Below are 19,739 nucleotides of genomic sequence, written 5' to 3' on the forward strand. Positions count from 1 at the left end.
TTAGATTGATGGGAGAGGAAGAAGTGCTAATAAAGAAGCGGTTTCGCCTGTCCCATTGTCTAACATACCGACGGCAGGTTTAGAGGTGCATTAACACTCTCTATGGGGGTACGAAACCGCCCATATAAGAGTTCACATACGAACATAAAAATGCTCGCTGCGATAGTAGGCAGGTTTCCCCACCGTCTGTTAATATGTTAGACGTTGCAAATGTAGCCTTATTAATTCAATTCGCAAAATATTGGAGATATTTATTGATGCTTAGTGAAGCTAGTTTTCTTACAATGCAAAAAGATTTAGTGAATGGTTAATATGTAAAAATCCCCGGATAATCAAATTGTCCGGGGATGAATTATTCAAGTAAGAGAATATTGAATTATTTAATTCTCTTGTAACCATATACAGCCAAATCTCCCAGTTCTTCTTCGATACGGAGTAACTGGTTGTATTTCGCCATACGGTCGGAACGGCTCAAAGAACCGGTTTTGATCTGTCCGCTGTTGGTAGCTACTGCGATGTCTGCAATAGTAGCATCTTCCGTTTCACCCGAACGGTGAGAAGTAACAGTAGTGTATCCATGACGGTGAGCCATTTCGATAGCGTTCAGTGTTTCTGTCAGCGAACCGATTTGGTTTACTTTAATCAGGATAGAGTTGGCACAGCCTTTTTCGATACCCATTGCAAGGAAATCTACGTTGGTTACGAACAGGTCGTCACCTACCAGCTGGCAACGGTTGCCGATGCGTTCAGTCAGCTTTTTCCAGCCTTCCCAGTCGTTTTCGTTCATACCGTCTTCGATAGAGTCGATAGGGAATTTGTTGATTAGTTCTTCCAGGTAGTCAACTTGTTCTGCGGAAGTGCGTTTCTTACCTTTTTCACCTTCAAACTTGGTATAATCGTAAATACCATCGTGGTAGAATTCGGAAGCAGCACAGTCCATGCCGATCATTACGTCCTTGCCCGGTTCGTATCCTGCTGCTTTGATAGCGGCCATAATAGAGTTCAAAGCATCTTCCGTACCTTCCAGGTTAGGAGCGAAACCACCTTCGTCACCTACGGCAGTGCTAAGGCCACGGTCTTTCAAAACCTTCTTCAAGGCATGGAATACTTCGGCGCCCATACGCAAACCTTCTCTGAAAGAAGGAGCACCTACGGGGCGGATCATAAATTCCTGAAATGCGATAGGAGCATCACTATGTGAACCACCGTTGATGATGTTCATCATCGGTACGGGCATTACATACGTATTTGTTCCACCGATATAGCGATATAGAGGAAGGTCCAGATAGTTGGCAGCAGCTTTGGCTACGGCAAGAGATACACCAAGAATAGCGTTAGCACCTAAATTAGATTTAGTCTTAGTGCCGTCCAATGCCAGCATTGCGTAGTCGATACCTCTCTGATTGAGTGAAGACATACCAATCAGCTTCGGAGCGATGATTTTATTTACATTATCAACCGCTTTTTGTACTCCTTTTCCACCATAGCGCTGTTTGTCACCATCGCGAAGCTCCAATGCTTCGTGTTCACCTGTGGAAGCACCCGACGGCACAGAGGCACGTCCCATAATGCCGGATTCCAATACTACGTCAACTTCTACTGTGGGGTTACCTCTTGAATCGAGAATTTCTCGAGCTACAATTTTTTCAATTTTCATCGTTTCTATTGTTTTTGAATAAGATTTCTGCAAAAGTACGGACTTGACGGGGAGTGAGAAATCACTATAAATAGGTATTCTTTTTGTGCCTATTCCCTATATGTCGTTAGTCCGACCTTATATTATAACAATGGGACGATGCTTTTTGTTTGAGTGCGAAGGGGTGAATTTGCAGGATTTTAATCTTCGATAATAACCCCTAACAATGGAAGCAAATCCATTGCTTGCAGGGAAGTGATGACAGCCCCTTTCAGATCACTGATGTTAAGCGTGATTCCGCTGATACGGGAAGTGCGCAAATCTATTCCACGAAGCGGAGCATGTGAAAAATCGGCTTCCACGAGATCACAACTCTCAAATGCGACGGATGAAAAACGGCAGTCGTTCAGACTTCCGTTGCGGAGCTGGCTGTGTGCAAAACGTACCTGGTTCATTTTACTCATAGCCAGATTGATATAACCTGCGTTGCAGTCATGCAGCAAGACGTGATTCATCGTTGTTTCCGATAAATTGGTACCCAATAGTTTGCAGGAAATGAATTCTACCCGGTAAAGAGAACTTTCAGCGAAAGAAATGTTGGATAAGTCGCAGTTCTCAAACCTGACATCGGTCAGCTGGGAGGAACGGAATTTACATTCGCTGAATGTCTGATGCTGAAAGGTGCAGTTCTTGAAACTTTTATAAGATTTGTCGATGCCTTCTTCTTTTCCTTTGCAGAATAAAAGATGAGAGACGGTTTCTTCTCTGTCGAGCCATTCCTGTAAGGTAGTAGTACTGACTTCCTGCTCTTCCATCATGGGAGGAACAACGCGGACGGGTTTGGTTGGGTTTCTTTTAATCATAAATATGTCAGTATGTTATGTTTTTATCGTTTCCATTTCAGAATAATTTTGTAAGTGCATGCCCAAGGTATAACATAACAAATCCTAAAAACAAGCTAAGAGTAACATAAAGCGAGAGATAGAAGAAATTATCATTTTTAATTAGTTGAAAGTTCTCATTCATGAACGTTGAAAAGGTGGTGAATCCTCCGCAGAACCCTACGGTAAGAAACATTCTTAGATTGGAGTTCATCAGATTCCCTCGTTCGAAGAGTCCATAAAACAGACCGATGGCAAAACAACCGAGTACGTTGACCAGAAAGGTTCCTAAAGGAAAGGAAGTGATCTGATAATTCTGTGCATAGCGTGAGATGAGGTAACGTAGTATGCCTCCAGTGAAACTTCCCATACCGATAAATAATAAAGTTTTGAGCATTAGCTGACAATTTAAGAGTTATACATTCAAATTGTAGGGATCATCAGCTCCAAAGGGCGGTTAAAGGCTAATCCCATAGCCGATGCAAAGATAGAAAAAAGATAAAACTATCTGCAGAAAGCTTCAAAATCTTTTTCAAATTGTTTGAAGCCTCCGGTATAAATCTGATCTATCTGTTCGGACACTGTGGACGAATTGTTTTTGTTTTGGAGGGAGTGCACAAAATCATGGAATATCTGCCGGGGAATTTTCTCAATCCAAAAAGTAACAAGTGCATGGGAAAGGATATAGGCATATTGCTCATCGGTTCTTTGTTGCTGCATAAATTCTTTCTGGCGACTGTTGATGAAGGTGAGTAAATCAATGTCCCCTAACATATATATAGTGCGGATTCTTCCTTTTTCGTATTCGGTAAATGTATGTTGGAGTCCTTTTTTATTGGCTTTACAGTGCTCAAAGTATTCAGCAAGTCCCTCGTTAAACCAAATGGGAGGACGCCCTGCTGTAATTTTCAAGGTGAGGTGATGGCTCAGTTCGTGATAGATGATGCCAAGGCCTTGTTGATATTCTTTCTCTCTGCTTAATATAATAGCTTTCTGTAATCTGGGTATATATAAACCGTTTGTGCCTTTGGGGGGATGAATGTTGAATTTATCCAGATAAGTTAGAGCGTCTTCTCTTTTGTTGAACACTGTTAACTTGAGGTTAAGCGTATCAGGAAGTCCGAATTGTGAGTAGAATTCAACTTCATATTGGAGAGTCTGTTCAATCTTCCGGCGTTCTTTGTCAGTAAGCGGGTCGCCTTCATAAGTGATTTGTACGGTCTGTGCATGAAGTAAATCGCAAAAACAGACCCAAAGGAGGATTAGATGAAATACACGCATATTCTTTTCTTTATTTTGAGTATTTCTGTTTCTGAAATTCTTTTTTTCACGTTTCGTCATTTCAAGCATGATCAGCTCGTCATCTATAGCCGATTTATAGGCAACTTTTTCATCTAGTTTGATATCTCCTTTATCTGTACGGAATACAGGAGTAAAGTGAGAGTACGGATAACCTAGAGGACCATTTGAATCGAATTTATTGTTATCTAGAAAAAAGTAGGAGATTGATACTCCAAGTACTCCGGCTATTCCTATTGGTTGCCTGGTCATGATTTCCTCACCCCCTTGGATGAAATTCTGGCTCATCATAAGGTATGCGGCAAAAGTGTGATCGGGGTGGTATATTAATAATTGTTGTGGTAACACTGTTGTACATGCCACTCCTCTGCGGGTGGCATAAATGGTGTCACCTTCCTGAATTTGGAATATCATCGTTTTTGCAGATTCTTGCAGGGCGATTTGCCATTTTGTTTCTTTACCAGCTTTTACGGGAAGTGCGTAAGGAGTGCTGATTTTAAAATCTTTAGGAAATTGTCCGCGAAAGAACATATATCTGCTTGAATTCTTGAAGGGATTATTGGCATTGGAACCTTTCTCTATTCTGAATACCGTGTTTTTCCCTGGATTTAGATTGTATGAACGGTCGTTTTCGCGAAATAGATAATAGCTGCACAGGTCTTCGTTGTAATAGTTTAATTCTGTCCCTCCCTCTGGGGTCTGTTCCCATTTCGATTCAATGATACGGGGAGGCATCTCCATTAATTTTCGTAGGGATTGAGCGGAGGTATAAGTTGTAGATAATATAAAGAGAAACAATATCGTGTATCTAAGATCTTGTATCATAATAATATTAGATTATGTGTTTTTTAAAGTAAGATATTTTGCTTACAAATTTATCAATTATATATTAATATCACTGTATTCTTTGAACTTTTTAGCCTCTATTTTTTTATTAGACATGGATTTTTAGGCTATTTCAGTATGATAATATGCTTTGTTATTCCATGTAGATACTATATTTTTTCTGTTGAATGACTTTGCTATTGTGCTTATTAATAGCTTCTTATCTCTTTTGTGATATTCGGAAATACTATATTTTATTTATAATCCGGAGTAATGCTTGTCATTCCTGTCTATCTTTGCCATACGATTATTAACTAACTCATTTATATCATGAAGAACATGAAAATAGGAACTGCAATATGGGTCTGCCTGTTGCTCTCTTTTTTCTTCGGCACATCAGCAAAGGCCGAAAGTATCACTTCTCCTGACGGACAATTAAAACTAAATTTCTCTGTCAACACGCAAGGAGAACCGGTGTATGAACTCTCTTATAAAGGAAAAGAGGTGATTAAACCTTCGAAACTGGGACTGGAATTGAAAAATGATCCCGGACTGATGAACGGATTCACTCTGGCCGATATTAAAACTTCAGCTTTTGATGAAACATGGGAACCGGTGTGGGGAGAGGTGAAATCAATCCGCAACCATTATAATGAAATGGCTGTTACCCTGAATCAAAAGGCACAAGATCGTAATCTGATTATTTGTTTTCGTCTTTATAATGATGGCTTGGGCTTCCGCTATGAGTTCCCGCAACAAAAGAATCTGAATTACTTCGTTATAAAAGAAGAACATTCGCAGTTTGCTATGGCCGGCGATCATACGGCATTCTGGATTCCTGGCGATTATGATACGCAGGAATATGATTATACCGAATCCAAGCTTTCTGAAATTCGCGGATTGCTGCAGGGCGCAATCACCGGCAATGCTTCTCAAACATCTTTCTCTCCAACGGGGGTACAAACGTCCTTGCAAATGAAGACGGCCGATGGGTTATATATCAATCTGCATGAAGCGGCTTTGGTTGATTATTCTTGTATGCATCTGAACCTTGACGATCAGAATCTGATTTTTGAATCATGGTTGACTCCTGATGCAAAAGGGGATAAAGGTTATATGCAAACGCCTTGCCGTTCACCTTGGCGCACGGTGATTGTCAGTGATGATGCTCGTGATATTCTGGCTTCCAAATTGACTTTGAACTTGAATGAGCCTTGTGCCTACGAAGATGTTTCTTGGATTAAGCCGGTGAAATACATCGGTGTGTGGTGGGAAATGATTACCGGAAAAAGTTCATGGTCGTACACGGATGATGTTTATTCTGTGAAACTGGGACAGACGGATTATTCCAAAACAAAACCGAGCGGACGTCATGCGGCCAATAATGACAAAGTGAAGCGTTACATTGACTTTGCTTCCGAACATGGATTCGACCAGATCTTAGTGGAAGGCTGGAATGAAGGCTGGGAAGACTGGTTCGGAAATTCGAAGGATTATGTCTTTGATTTCGTAACTCCGTATCCTGATTTTGACGTGAAGATGCTTAATGCGTATGCAAAGGAAAAAGGAGTGAAGCTGATGATGCATCACGAAACTTCCGCTTCTGTACGTAACTACGAGCGTCATCTTGATAAAGCTTATCAGTTTATGATAGATAACGGATACAATGCTGTGAAGAGCGGGTATGTAGGTAATATTATTCCCCGTGGAGAACATCATTACGGGCAGTGGATGAACAATCATTATTTATATGCGGTGGAAAAAGCGGCCGAATATAAGATCTGTGTAAATGCTCACGAAGCAACCCGCCCGACAGGATTATGTCGCACATATCCGAATCTGATCGGTAATGAATCGGCTCGTGGCACGGAATATGAAGCCTTTGCAGGGAATAAGCCGTTCCATACTACCTTGCTTCCTTTCACTCGTCAGATTGGTGGACCGATGGATTATACACCGGGTATCTTTGATACAAAACTTTCTTTCCTGTCGGGCGACCATAGCTTTGTACGTACTACTTTGGCAAAACAATTGGCACTTTATGTAACGATGTACAGTCCTTTGCAAATGGCAGCCGACCTTCCGGAAAGTTACGAACGTCACATGGATGCATTTCAATTTATCAAGGATGTAGCCGTTGATTGGGATGACAGCAAGTATCTGGAAGCGGAACCGGGAGATTATATTACCGTAGCACGTAAGGCAAAAGGTACTGATAACTGGTTTGTAGGTGGTATCACCGATGAGAATCCCCGTACTTCTGCTTTTACACTTGATTTTCTCGAACCGGGAAAACAATATGTAGCTACTCTCTACGCTGACGGAAAGGAGGCGGATTTTGAAAAGAATCCTACTTCTTACCAGATAAAAAAAGGACTTGTAACAAACAAGAATAAGATGTCTGTGAAGCTGGCACGCAGCGGAGGATTTGCGGTAAGTCTGATTGAAGCAACTCCCGCTGACTTGAAAACGATCAAGAAATGGAAATAAGATTCAGGTAAAAAGATTGTTTACGGATTCCCCGCTTTTTAATAAATATTAGTTGTGCTTCGCAAAGAAAACTAAAACTTTGCGGAGCGCTTTTTTTATAGGATGGATTCTTTTTTGTACTTTTGCGCCATCTTTTTTAAAACATCATCAATAAAGAGAACAACATGGGAGGTTTTTTCGGAACAGTCTCGAAAACTAGTTGCGTGACTGATTTATTCTATGGCACAGATTATAACTCACATCTGGGTACCAAGCGGGGAGGACTCGCAACATATAGTGAGGAAAAAGGTTTTATACGCTCCATTCACAATTTGGAAAGTACTTATTTCCGAACCAAGTTTGAAGGAGAACTCGACAAATTCAAAGGAAACGCCGGAATCGGCATCATTAGCGACACAGACGCACAACCTATCATCATCAATTCTCACCTCGGGCGCTTCGCCATTGTCACAGTCGCTAAAATAGTCAATATCCAGGAATTGGAAGAAGAGCTTCTCAGTCAAAACATGCACTTCGCCGAACTTAGTTCGAGCAACACCAACCAGACGGAACTTATCGCATTGCTTATTATACAAGGTAGAACTTTTGTGGAAGGTATCGAAAATGTGTTTAAGCACATTAAGGGGTCTTGTTCGATGTTGCTTCTGACGGAAGACGGAAGTATCATCGCAGCACGTGACTGGTGGGGACGTACTCCGGTGGTGATTGGAAGGAAAGACGGTGCTTATGCTGCAACAAGCGAATCGTCCAGTTTTCCGAATCTGGATTATGAGATTGAGAAATATTTAGGTCCCGGTGAGATTGTCCGTATGTATGACGATCATGTTGACCAACTTCGCAAGCCCAACGAGGATATGCAGATTTGTTCGTTTTTGTGGGTGTACTACGGGTTCCCGACTTCTTGTTATGAAGGAAAGAATGTAGAGGAAGTGCGTTTCACCAGCGGATTGAAAATGGGACAGACAGATGAATCGGAAGTGGATTGTGCCTGCGGTATTCCTGATTCGGGAGTGGGTATGGCTTTAGGATATGCCGAAGGAAAGGGGGTTCCCTATCATCGTGCTATTTCCAAATATACACCGACATGGCCTCGTAGCTTCACTCCGAGCAATCAGGAGATGCGTTCGCTTGTTGCCAAGATGAAGTTGATTCCAAACCGTGCCATGCTGCAAAATAAACGTTTGTTGTTTTGTGACGATTCAATCGTACGGGGAACTCAATTGCGTGACAATGTGAAGATTCTGTATGATTACGGAGCGAAGGAGGTACACATGCGTATCGCTTGTCCGCCATTGATTTACGCTTGTCCGTTTGTTGGCTTTTCGGCTTCCAAAAATGCATTGGAGTTGATTACCCGTCGCATTATCAAGGAACTGGAAGGGGACGAGAATAAGAACCTGGAGAAATATGCTACTACCGGTTCGCCGGAATACGAAAAAATGGTTAGCATTATTGCCGAGCGTTTCGGTCTCAGTTCATTGAAGTTTAATACGCTGGAAACGCTGATTGAGGCTATCGGATTACCTAAATGTAAGGTTTGTACACATTGCTTTGATGGTAGCAGCCATTTTTAAAGTAGTCAGATAGGATATTTAAGTATCCGGATAAAAGTATACAATAAAAAAGAGCCGTGAATTGCTTTGTAATTCACGGCTCTTTTTTACCTTTACGGCACTATAAACTATCAATTTGTAAATTGTAATTAGTAACTTGTAATTAAAACAATATGACTTTAGTAGACAGATTTTTAAAGTATGTAAGCTTCGATACACAATCTGATGAATCGACAGGGCTTACTCCAAGTACTCCGAAGCAGATGATTTTTGCTGAATACTTGAAAAAAGAGTTGGAATCTTTGGGATTGGAAGATATTACTTTGGATGAGCATGGATATCTTTTTGCTACACTTCCTGCCAATATAGATAAAGAAGTACCCACTATCGGGTTTATTGCCCATATGGATACAAGTCCTGATATGACGGGTAAGGATGTCACTCCACGCATTGTGGAAAAGTATGACGGTTCGGATATTGTGCTTTGTGCTGAAGAGAAGGTGGTTCTTTCTCCGTCACAATTCCCGGAATTACTGGATCATAAGGGGGAAGACTTGATTGTGACCAATGGAAAGACGTTGCTTGGTGCTGACGATAAAGCCGGGATTGCGGAAATTGTATCTGCAATGGTGTATCTGAAGGAACATCCGGAAATCAAGCACGGAAAAATCCGTATTGGCTTCAATCCGGACGAAGAAATTGGTGAAGGTGCTCATAAATTTGATGTAGAGAAATTCGGTTGCGAATGGGGATATACGATGGATGGAGGTGAAGTAGGGGAGTTAGAATTTGAAAATTTCAATGCTGCCGCTGCTAAAATTACCTTTAAAGGACGTAATGTGCATCCGGGATATGCCAAGAATAAGATGATTAACTCAATCTATCTTGCCAATCAATTTATCACATTGCTACCCTCTCAGGAAAGACCGGAGCATACGACCGGTTACGAAGGATTTTATCATTTAATCGGTATTCAGGGAGATGTGGAGCAAAGCACTGTATCTTATATCATCCGCGATCATGACCGTGCGAAATTTGAGAACCGTAAAAAAGAGATGGAACGTCTGGTTGCTCAAATGAATGCTGAACATGGAGCGGGTACTGCAACTCTCGAATTGCGCGACCAGTATTATAATATGCGTGAGAAGATAGAACCGGTAATGCATATCATCGATACCGCTTTTGCTGCGATGGAAGCTGTGGGTGTGAAACCGAATGTAAAACCGATTCGTGGAGGTACGGATGGTGCGCAGCTTTCTTTCAAGGGATTGCCTTGTCCGAATATCTTTGCCGGTGGGCTGAATTTCCACGGTCGTTACGAATTTGTGCCTATCCAGAATATGGAGAAAGCAATGAAAGTGATTGTGAAAATAGCAGAACTGGTGGCTTCCAAATAAAAAGACGGTAAGCTCCGGTAATACTTAATACTTAAAACTTAATACTTTAAAATAATGAAAACCACTCCGTTTACAGAGAAACATATAGCACTTGGTGCTAAAATGCACGAGTTTGCAGGTTATAATATGCCTATTGAATATTCCGGTATCATTGATGAACACATAACTGTTTGTCAGGGTGCCGGTGTATTTGATGTATCGCATATGGGAGAATTTTGGGTGAAAGGTCCGCAAGCGTTGGCCTTTCTGCAGAAAATAACATCTAACAATGTGGCGGCACTGACTCCGGGTAAAATACAATATACTTGTTTTCCTAATGAGGATGGAGGTATTGTAGATGATTTGCTGGTTTATCAGTATGAACCGGAAAAATACATGTTGGTGGTGAATGCTTCCAATACGGAAAAAGACTGGAATTGGTGTGTTTCTCATAATACGGAGGGAGCCGAGTTGGAAAATTCGTCGGACAATATAGCTCAACTTGCTATACAGGGTCCGAAGGCTATTTCGGTTCTGCAAAAGTTGACGGATATTGATCTTGCTTCTATTCCTTATTATACATTTAAGGTTGGAACGTTTGCAGGTGAAGAGAATGTGATTATCTCCAATACGGGTTATACCGGTGCGGGAGGTTTCGAACTTTATTTCTATCCGTCTGCGGCTGATTCTATATGGAAGGCTATTTTTGAGGCTGGTGAAGAGTATGGCATTAAACCTATCGGTTTGGGTGCCCGTGATACGCTCCGGTTGGAAATGGGCTTCTGTCTGTATGGCAATGATCTGGATGATACGACTTCTCCGATAGAAGCCGGATTGGGATGGATCACTAAGTTTGTGGAAGGCAAGGATTTTGTCAATCGTCCGATGCTGGAAAAACAGAAAGCGGAAGGTGTTACCCGTAAACTGGTTGGCTTTGAAATGATTGATCGAGGAATTCCCCGTCATGGTTATGAACTGGTGAATGATGAAGGCGGGAAAGTCGGAGTAGTGACCTCCGGTACGATGTCGCCTACCCGTAGGATTGGTATCGGTATGGGATATGTGAAACCGGAATATAGTAAGGTGGGTACGGAAATCTGTATCGATATGCGTGGTCGGAAATTGAAAGCTGTGGTAGTGAAACCACCTTTTAGAAAGTAAAAAATAGGCTTGTTATTGTGTATAGCCCCGGATAAGTTACGACTCTATCCGGGGCTAACTTATTTTATGATGGTTATTACAAAACATATCCGTAAATATGTTGTTTATCCCATAGAAATAATATAATTTTGTCATCAAATACGATAAAATAATGTCTCAATTACCTACTCTTATAGCTGACCTCGCACTTATATTGATTTGTGCCGGTGTTATGACTTTGTTGTTTAAGAAGTTGAAACAACCTCTGGTCTTGGGATATGTAGTTGCCGGATTTCTGGCAAGTCCGCATATGCCGTATACTCCTTCAGTGATGGATACTGCCAATATTAAGACTTGGGCGGATATTGGTGTTATTTTCTTGCTGTTTGCTCTTGGTTTGGAATTTAGTTTTAAGAAGATTGTCAAGGTGGGTGGTTCTGCCATCATTGCTGCCTGTACCATCATCTTTTGTATGATTTTGTTAGGAATAGGAGTCGGCATGGGTTTCGGCTGGCACAGGATGGACAGTCTGTTTTTGGGCGGTATGATTGCGATGTCGTCTACTACTATTATTTATAAAGCTTTTGATGATTTAGGATTAAGGAAGAAGCAGTTTACCGGACTAGTGTTGAGTATCTTGATTTTGGAAGATATTTTGGCCATTGTATTAATGGTGATGCTTTCCACCATGGCGGTGAGCCAACATTTTGAAGGTACCGAGATGTTGGAGAGTATCGGGAAATTGTTGTTTTTCCTTATTCTGTGGTTTGTTGTCGGTATCTATCTGATTCCTGAATTCTTGAAACGCTGCCGGAAATTGATGGGAGAGGAGACTCTGCTTATTGTGTCGTTGGCACTTTGTTTCGGTATGGTAGTGATGGCGGCTCATACAGGATTCTCTGCTGCATTTGGTGCATTTATAATGGGATCTATTCTGGCGGAAACAATCGAGGCGGAATCCATAGACCGGCTGGTGAAACCGGTAAAGGATCTTTTTGGAGCTATCTTTTTCGTATCGGTCGGTATGATGGTGGATCCTGCAATGATTGTAGAATATGCCGTACCTATTATAGTTATTACTTTGGCTGTTATCTTGGGGCAGGCTGTTTTTGGAACATTCGGTGTTATTCTCTCCGGAAAGCCTTTAAAGACAGCTATGCAATGCGGCTTTAGTTTAACGCAGATCGGAGAATTTGCGTTTATTATTGCTTCTTTGGGAGTCTCTTTGCATGTGACGAGTGACTTTCTGTATCCGATAGTGGTAGCGGTTTCTGTGATTACTACTTTCCTGACTCCTTATATGATTCGTTTTGCCGAGCCGGCTTCTACTTTTGTGGATGCTCATCTTCCGGAATCATGGAAAAAAATAATGATGCGTTATTCTTCCGGTTCGCAAACAGCCCTGAATCACGAGAATTTGTGGAAGAAGCTCATCTTGTCAATGGTACGTATAACAGTTGTTTATTCAATTGTCAGTATGTCGATTATTGCACTTTCTTTTCGTTTTGTCGTGCCATTCTTTAAAGAGAATCTGCCTCATTTCTGGGCATCATTGTTGGGAGCGGTATTTATCATTCTGTGTATTGCTCCTTTCTTGCGTGCCATTATGGTGAAGAAAAATCATTCGGTTGAGTTTATGACCTTATGGCATGACAGCCGTGCCAACCGTGCACCGCTGGTATCGACAATCGTGATTCGTATTATGATAGCGGCACTTTTCGTCATCTTTGTTATTTCCGGATTATTTAAGGCGTCTATCGGATTGATTATTGGAGTGGCTGTACTTGTTGTATTGTTGATGGTATGGTCTCGCCGTTTGAAAAAGCAATCGATATTGATTGAACGTCGTTTCTTTCAGAATCTCCGTTCCAGAGATGTACGTGCAGAGTATCTGGGAGAGAAAAAGCCGGAGTATGCCGGTCGTTTGTTGTCGCATGATTTGCATCTTGCCGATATGGAAATTCCGGGTGAATCCAGTTGGGCGGGAAAGACATTGATGGAGCTGAATCTGGGGAAGAAGTTTGGAGTTCATGTTGCTTCTATTCTTCGTGGAAAGAGGAGGATTAATATCCCCGGTGGTTCTGTCCGCCTGTTTCCGATGGATAAGATACAGGTGATAGGTACGGATGAACAATTAAGTGTGTTTAATGAGGCGATGCAAAACGGAGCGAAGATAGACTGGGAGGTCTATGAAAAGAGCGAGATGGCTTTGAAGCAGTTTATCATTGACAGTGATTCTGTTTTTCTGGGTAAAACGATTCGTGAATCGGGTATCCGCGACAAATATCATTGTATGATAGCTGGTGTTGAAAGTGAAGACGGTACACTGATGGTTCCTGATGTAAATGCTCCGCTCGAAGAAGGAGATGTTGTCTGGGTGGTAGGCGAAAAAGAGGATGTGTACCAATTAGTCGATCAAAAAAACGAAAAAGTACAAGCCGGATAAGAATGGAATACCTATTTTTGCAACGATAAAAACTTAAAATAATAATATCATGAAGAGTGATCCGAAAGAATGTCTGTATTGCCAGAACAATGAAACGCTGCATAATCTGATGATTGAGATTGCGGAATTGAGTGTGTCACGTGTGTTTTTGTTTAAGGAACAAACCTACCGTGGACGTTGTCTTGTTTCTTATAAAGACCATGTGAACGATTTGAATGAATTGAGTGATGAAGACCGTAATGCTTTTATGGCAGATGTAGCGCGTGTCACTCGTGCCATGCAAAAAGCTTTCCAGCCGGAAAAGATTAATTATGGTGCTTACTCGGATAAATTGTCTCATTTGCATTTTCATTTGGCACCTAAATATGTGGATGGACCTGATTATGGCGGTATATTCCAAATGAACCCGGGAAAGGTTTATCTGACTGATGCAGAATATCAGGAACTGATTGATGCTGTTAAAGCAAATCTGTAAATGGTATTTTACAATTCACCACAGAGGACACTGAGGACACGGAGGAAATAAAGGGAAAAAGTCTTTTACGAATTATACTCTTAATTACAATTACAGGATACCAGTAGGTATACTTTGATATTCCTCTGTGTCCTCCGTGTCCTCTGTGGTGAACTATTCTTCGAAATCGAAATCAAAGTCAAAATCATCCATAAACTCTGGAGTTGTAAATTCTTCCAGTTCCCGGCGATCTTTTTTGGTCGGGCGTCCGGTTCCACGTGCCCGGTCTACGAACCCGCTGATTTTGCTCATTTCAAGTAATTCATATTGATCGGGCGTCGTTACATTTTCCATCATTTCCGATACAAGTTTGGCTCCTACACGTTTCTCAATCGGTTGTAATACCTTGAATGAGTATGTGATAGGTGGTTTCTTCACTTGAATAACATCACCCGGTTTTATCATACGGGCGGCTTTGACCAGCGAACCGTTGATGGTAATACGTCCTTTTTTGCAGGCTTCTGCTGCAATCGTCCGTGTCTTGAAGATGCGGACAGCCCACATCCATTTATCTATTCTTGCTTCAGCCATTTTAGTTAGTTATTTAGTGATCAGTAATTAGGCGGTTAGTGGACGTTATCATTGATCGCTAACCGTTCATTGCTATTTTTATTTTTATGGAACAGGTTCATCATTTCTTGTTGAACTGGTTCATTGTGATGTCGATACCGGCAAGACAGAAACTTTTGATAATTTCCCCTGCCATCTCCAGTCTTTCATCCATTGTCTTCCAGTCTTCATCAGTGAAGTGACCGAGTACGTAATCAATTTGTCCGCCACGTGGAAAATCACTCCCGATTCCAAAACGCAGACGCGCATAGTTTTGGGTGCCCAGAGTGGCGGCAATATGCTTCAATCCGTTATGGCCTGCATCACTTCCTTTTCCTTTTAGACGTAACGTTCCGAAAGGAAGAGCCAGATCATCTACTACGATCAGCACATTTTCCAGTGGAATATTTTCTTTCTGCATCCAATAGCGAACGGCCAATCCACTCAGGTTCATAAAAGTCGATGGCTTGAGCAGGATCAACTGACGTCCTTTGATAGAAAAGCTGGTGGTGAATCCATAGCGCCCATCCATAAAAGGAGGAGCATTGTTGACTCTGGCCAATGCTTCTACTGTCATGAATCCGATATTATGTCGGGTTTCATGATACTCGGGACCAATGTTTCCCAGTCCGACAACTAAATATTTTATCATCGTTTTTCCGTAAAACAGTTCATTAATATAGAAAGAGAAACGCAGATTAATACAAATTAATGCAGACTGAACATCTGCTTTAATCTGCATTAATCTGCGTTTGAAGTATATCTCTTTACAGGGATAATCTCAAATTACTTGCCAGCGGCTGCTGCTGCACCTCTTGCTGCACGAGTCAACTTAACTGCACATACAACGGCTTCTTTAGCACTAATCAGTTCAAGACCTTCGAAGCTCAATTCGCCAACTTTAACAGTCTTACCCAATCCCAGGTGAGAAACGTTAACGATCAGTTTCTCAGGAATAACATTGTACAAAGCTTTCACTTTGATCTTACGCATCTGCAGTGCAAGTTTACCACCGGCTTTCACACCTTCTGCAAGACCTTCCAACTGTACAGGTACTTCCATTACGATAGGTTTAGCTTCGTCAATCTGATAGAAGTCAACGTGCAGGATAGTATCTTTTACCGGGTGGAACTGAATATCTTTCAGGATAGCATTTACTTTTTTGCCATCGATAACCAGGTCTACAACGTAGATGTGCGGAGTATAAACCAAGTTACGAAGTCCTTCGTTAGTCACTGTGAAGTGAACTACTTCATTACCTCCGTAAAGTACACAAGGTACACCACCGTTTTTACGAATTTCTTTCAAAGCTCTAGCTTGTTCAGAAGAGCGTTCTGCAATTGTTCTTGCAGTTCCTTTTACTTCAATTGATTTCATTTCTTTAAAAATTTGTGTTACTCTAAATTAAGTTAGTTTGCTTAATTCACCATCACACGATGTGGATTATCACACGATGTTGCAAAAAAGCGGTGCAAAAGTACGTCTTTTTTTGAAATATCAAAGAGTTACTTTCTTAAAAGTCAATATCGATCTTAATTTCGCTCTCTAACTTGTTTTCCCGGGCTTCTTCGATTGCTTTCTGTTCACTTTCTTCATCAGCTTCGGTGTTCAGGCGGGCGATGTATTCGTTCACATCACTGCACTCGATGAAATTGACTGCTTCTTCGAGTCCTGCCATAAACTTCTGAAAGTCCTCCCTATATAGGAAGATTTTGTGTTTTTCGAAACTAACCTGAGAATCGTCACCTTCTCCCGTTATCACTTTTTTACTCTCTGTAATAGCCAGGAACATTTCATCTTTACGATTCTTCTTTACGTCAAGGTAATAGATGCGTTTACCTGCTTTAATGGACTTGGAGAATACAATCTCCTTATCATTCATGTCTGCGCTCATTTTCTTTTTTAAATCTTCCATATCTTTCGGTCCGTTTATAATCGGCTTCAAAATTGGATATTTTTTTTAAACTGTCAAAAGAAAAAGCGCAGAGAATCAAATACTGCATTAAAAAATGTGATTTATTAGTGGAAACTCATTAAAAATATCTACTTTTGCAGTTCGATAACAACAGTATTAATTTGAATTATGATCAACAGAGTTCTTATTCGTCTTAAGATTATACAAATAGTATATGCCTATTATCAAAATGGCAGCAAAAATCTAGACTCAGCGGAGAAAGAGTTATTCTTTAGTCTTTCAAAGGCGTATGACCTTTATAATTATTTGCTAATGCTGATGATAGCATTAACAGAGTATGCACAAAAACGTATTGATGCGGCAAAAGCTAAATTGGCACCTACGAAAGAAGAGTTGTACCCCAACAAGAAATTCGTGGATAACAAATTTATTGCTCAATTGGAAGTCAATAAGCAATTGGTAGAGTTTATAGCCAATCAAAAAAGAACCTGGGCAAACGACCAGGACTTCATCAAGGAACTTTATGAGAAAATTGTAGGAAACCGATATCTATAAAGATTATATGGCTTCTGACGATCACTCATACGAGGCCGATCGTGAATTGTGGAGAAAACTCTATAAAACATACATCTTTAATAATGATTCTCTTGATCAGGTATTGGAAGATCAGAGTCTGTATTGGAATGATGACAAAGAAATTGTAGATACATTCGTCCTGAAAACAATCAAACGTTTTGATGAAAAGAAGGGTGCCAACCAGGAACTGCTTCCGGAATTTAAGGATGACGAAGACCAAGAGTTTGCACGTCGTTTGTTCCGTCGTACTATTTTGAATTCCGACTATTACCGTCATTTGGTTAGTGAGAATACGAAAAACTGGGATCTGGACCGTATTGCATTTATGGACGTTATCATTATGCAGACTGCATTAGCAGAAATTCTTAGTTTCCCGAACATTCCGGTCAGTGTTTCGTTAAATGAATATGTAGAGATAGCGAAGTTGTATAGCACAGCTAAAAGCGGTAGCTTTATCAACGGTACGCTGGATGGAATAGTTAATCAATTAAAAAAAGAAGGTAAGTTGACTAAAAACTGATACCTTTGTCCATATAGTAGAAACTAAAACAGATTATTTATGAACGTATTGACTGTATTATTGCAAGCTCCTGCCGGTGCTGCCGGAGGTGGAAGTATGATGTGGATCATGCTGATAGCCATGTTTGTTATCATGTATTTCTTTATGATCCGTCCTCAGAATAAGAAGCAAAAAGAAATAGCAAATTTCCGTAAATCTCTTCAGGTAAATCAGAATGTGATTACTGCAGGTGGTATCCACGGAACAATCAAGGAAATTACTGACGATTATATAGTACTTGAAATTGCTTCTAATGTAAGGATTAAAATAGACAAGAATTCTATTTTCGCTGATGCTTCAGCTGCTAGCAATCAATCTAAATAATAGTTGATAAATAAGTGCCTATGTTTGATCGTAGGAAAATAGAATATACATATTTAAAACTATCAAAGAAAATTAAGGATTTTCTGCTCAGTGATAAGAGCAGAGAGTTCTTAATTTTTTTATTTTTCTTCCTGATAGCCGGTGGATTTTGGCTGCTTCAGACTCTGAATAGTGACTATGAAGCGGAGTTCTCCATTCCGGTACGAATGAAAGATGTTCCCAATAATGTAGTGCTGACTTCAGAACCACCTTCCGAACTTCGAGTCAGAGTGAAAGATAAAGGTACGGTGCTTCTCAATTATATGCTGGGGAAAAGTTTTTTTCCGGTAAATCTAGGTTTTCTTGATTATAAAGGAAAAGATAATCATGTGAAGATTTACGCATCTGATTTTGAGAAAAAGATATTGAGCCAATTGAATGTGTCCTCTAAAATACTTTCAATCAAGCCGGATACATTAGAGTATATTTATTCTGAAGGAAAGTCAAAGTTAGTACCTGTCCGCTTTCAGGGGAAAGTGACAGCCGGACTTCAATATTATGTATCAGATACGATTTGCAATCCGGACTCTGTATTGGTTTATGCTCCGGAAGGAATTCTGGATACTATCACCACCGCATATACTCAAAAGATAAATCTGGAGAATATTTCAGATACAACCCGGCGACGAATTCCGCTGAATTCAGAAAGAGGGGTGAAGTTTGTTCCGGCTTCGGTAGAAATGACCTTTCCGGTAGATATTTATACGGAGAAAACAGTAGAGGTGCCATTGCACGGAGTTAACTTCCCGGCCGATAAGGCATTGCGTACCTTCCCTTCCAAAGTTCAGATTACTTTTCAGGTGGGGTTGAAGCGGTTTCGCAGCATAAAAGCAAGCGATTTTATCATCAATATTTCTTACGAAGAGTTGTTGAAGCTCGGTTCTGATAAATATACGGTTAAATTGAAGTCCTTTCCGAGCGGAATCAATCAAATCCGTATTGTTCCTGAGCAAGTAGACTTCTTGATAGAACAAATTACTTCTAATGTCGATTAAGATTGGTATAACCGGTGGTATCGGTAGCGGAAAGAGTGTAGTTTCCAGGCTATTTGGAATAATGGGAATTCCTGTTTATATTTCAGATATAGAAGCAAAGCGTATCACGCAGACAGACCCGGTGATTTGCCGGGAACTTTGTGCGCTGGTCGGTCAGAATGTGTTTCAAAATGGTGTGTTGAATCGTTCTTTGCTGGCATCCTATATGTTCGGTCATCCGGATCGTGTGCAGAAAGTGAATGAAATTATTCATCCACAGGTGAAAGAAGATTTTCGTCGGTGGACTGCCCGGTTCGGGGGTGAACAATTGGTCGGTATGGAGTCTGCCATACTTGTGGAAGCCGGTTTCAGGAATGAAGTTGATTTTCTGGTTATGGTGTATGCGCCGTTGGAAGTGAGACTGGAGCGCGCCATAAAGCGGGATTGTTCATCGAGAGAACAGGTAATGAAGCGTATTGAAGCACAAATGAGTGATGAAGTTAAGAGAAGTCATGCTGATTTCGTGATAGTCAATGATGATGAAACAGCGTTAATTCCGCAGGTTTTGGAGCTTATTTCTTTGCTATCTAAAAATAATCATTACCTTTGCTCCGCAAAAAAATAATTAATAAATAAAAGGATA

At 40.8% G+C, this 19,739-nt stretch carries 17 protein-coding genes, 1 pseudogene and 1 riboswitch; of the genes and pseudogenes, 10 read left to right on the forward strand and 8 right to left on the reverse strand.

Annotated elements, in window-relative coordinates:
- Positions 1 to 376: 376 nt before the first annotated feature.
- The 4 genes from eno to NXX38_RS14125 form a co-directional block, all read right to left on the reverse strand.
- Positions 377 to 1,657, reverse strand: a complete 1,281-nt coding sequence (gene eno / locus NXX38_RS14110) for a phosphopyruvate hydratase (protein ID WP_148364527.1) — start codon at positions 1,655 to 1,657, stop codon at positions 377 to 379.
- A 179-nt stretch (positions 1,658 to 1,836) separates the two neighbouring features.
- Positions 1,837 to 2,499, reverse strand: a complete 663-nt coding sequence (locus NXX38_RS14115) for a pentapeptide repeat-containing protein (RefSeq protein WP_009000687.1) — start codon at positions 2,497 to 2,499, stop codon at positions 1,837 to 1,839.
- Between the two features lie 37 nt (positions 2,500 to 2,536).
- Positions 2,537 to 2,914 carry a fluoride efflux transporter CrcB gene (gene crcB, locus NXX38_RS14120; protein ID WP_217723377.1) on the reverse strand — a complete coding sequence of 126 codons (378 nt, stop codon included), beginning with the start codon at positions 2,912 to 2,914 and terminating at the stop codon, positions 2,537 to 2,539.
- A 27-nt stretch (positions 2,915 to 2,941) separates the two neighbouring features.
- A riboswitch (Fluoride riboswitch) is annotated at positions 2,942 to 3,004 on the reverse strand.
- A gap of 17 nt (positions 3,005 to 3,021) precedes the next feature.
- Positions 3,022 to 4,641, reverse strand: a complete 1,620-nt coding sequence (locus tag NXX38_RS14125) for a hypothetical protein (protein WP_258979835.1) — start codon at positions 4,639 to 4,641, stop codon at positions 3,022 to 3,024.
- A gap of 330 nt (positions 4,642 to 4,971) precedes the next feature.
- On the opposite strand from NXX38_RS14125, the gene NXX38_RS14130 reads away from it, so the two are divergent.
- The 6 genes from NXX38_RS14130 (at position 4,972) to NXX38_RS14155 (ending at position 14,121) form a co-directional block, all read left to right on the forward strand.
- A complete protein-coding gene (locus NXX38_RS14130) occupies positions 4,972 to 7,131 on the forward strand; it encodes a glycoside hydrolase family 97 protein (protein WP_074557090.1) in 2,160 nt (719 codons plus the stop codon).
- Between the two features lie 164 nt (positions 7,132 to 7,295).
- Positions 7,296 to 8,705 carry an amidophosphoribosyltransferase gene (locus NXX38_RS14135; RefSeq protein ID WP_148364531.1) on the forward strand — a complete coding sequence of 470 codons (1,410 nt, stop codon included), beginning with the start codon at positions 7,296 to 7,298 and terminating at the stop codon, positions 8,703 to 8,705.
- Between the two features lie 152 nt (positions 8,706 to 8,857).
- On the forward strand, positions 8,858 to 10,081 hold the full coding sequence (gene pepT / locus NXX38_RS14140) for a peptidase T (RefSeq protein ID WP_148364532.1): 1,224 nt from the start codon (positions 8,858 to 8,860) through the stop codon (positions 10,079 to 10,081).
- A 54-nt stretch (positions 10,082 to 10,135) separates the two neighbouring features.
- Entirely contained in the window at positions 10,136 to 11,221 is a 1,086-nt protein-coding gene (gcvT, locus tag NXX38_RS14145; protein ID WP_148364533.1) for a glycine cleavage system aminomethyltransferase GcvT, read from the forward strand.
- Positions 11,222 to 11,372: 151 nt separating this feature from the next.
- Complete coding sequence (locus NXX38_RS14150) at positions 11,373 to 13,646, forward strand: cation:proton antiporter (protein WP_008644441.1); 2,274 nt, start codon at positions 11,373 to 11,375, stop codon at positions 13,644 to 13,646.
- A 49-nt stretch (positions 13,647 to 13,695) separates the two neighbouring features.
- On the forward strand, positions 13,696 to 14,121 hold the full coding sequence (locus tag NXX38_RS14155) for an HIT family protein (RefSeq protein ID WP_074635632.1): 426 nt from the start codon (positions 13,696 to 13,698) through the stop codon (positions 14,119 to 14,121).
- A gap of 153 nt (positions 14,122 to 14,274) precedes the next feature.
- Here NXX38_RS14155 and NXX38_RS14160 read toward each other — a convergent pair whose 3' ends face one another.
- The 4 genes from NXX38_RS14160 to NXX38_RS14175 form a co-directional block, all read right to left on the reverse strand.
- Entirely contained in the window at positions 14,275 to 14,691 is a 417-nt protein-coding gene (locus NXX38_RS14160) for an RNA-binding S4 domain-containing protein (protein WP_004302058.1), read from the reverse strand.
- A 100-nt stretch (positions 14,692 to 14,791) separates the two neighbouring features.
- Entirely contained in the window at positions 14,792 to 15,358 is a 567-nt protein-coding gene (gene pth / locus NXX38_RS14165) for an aminoacyl-tRNA hydrolase (RefSeq protein WP_148364583.1), read from the reverse strand.
- Between the two features lie 137 nt (positions 15,359 to 15,495).
- Positions 15,496 to 16,086, reverse strand: a complete 591-nt coding sequence (locus NXX38_RS14170) for a 50S ribosomal protein L25/general stress protein Ctc (RefSeq protein WP_004302060.1) — start codon at positions 16,084 to 16,086, stop codon at positions 15,496 to 15,498.
- 136 nt (positions 16,087 to 16,222) lie between these two features.
- Positions 16,223 to 16,624, reverse strand: a complete 402-nt coding sequence (locus NXX38_RS14175) for a PUR family DNA/RNA-binding protein (RefSeq protein WP_074557094.1) — start codon at positions 16,622 to 16,624, stop codon at positions 16,223 to 16,225.
- A 168-nt stretch (positions 16,625 to 16,792) separates the two neighbouring features.
- Here NXX38_RS14175 and nusB point away from each other — a divergent pair.
- From nusB to coaE, 4 genes and pseudogenes are all read left to right on the forward strand, one after another.
- Positions 16,793 to 17,720 (forward strand): annotated as a pseudogene (gene nusB / locus NXX38_RS14180) (transcription antitermination factor NusB).
- Between the two features lie 39 nt (positions 17,721 to 17,759).
- Positions 17,760 to 18,083 carry a preprotein translocase subunit YajC gene (yajC, locus tag NXX38_RS14185; protein ID WP_074635624.1) on the forward strand — a complete coding sequence of 108 codons (324 nt, stop codon included), beginning with the start codon at positions 17,760 to 17,762 and terminating at the stop codon, positions 18,081 to 18,083.
- A 20-nt stretch (positions 18,084 to 18,103) separates the two neighbouring features.
- Complete coding sequence (locus NXX38_RS14190; protein ID WP_004309789.1) at positions 18,104 to 19,117, forward strand: CdaR family protein; 1,014 nt, start codon at positions 18,104 to 18,106, stop codon at positions 19,115 to 19,117.
- A complete protein-coding gene (gene coaE / locus NXX38_RS14195) occupies positions 19,107 to 19,721 on the forward strand; it encodes a dephospho-CoA kinase (RefSeq protein WP_195649232.1) in 615 nt (204 codons plus the stop codon). Before NXX38_RS14190 ends, coaE begins: the two co-directional genes overlap by 11 nt.
- Positions 19,722 to 19,739: the final 18 nt, after the last annotated feature.

The organism is Bacteroides sp. BFG-637 (genome assembly GCF_024793605.1).
GTDB lineage: Bacteria > Bacteroidota > Bacteroidia > Bacteroidales > Bacteroidaceae > Bacteroides > Bacteroides vicugnae.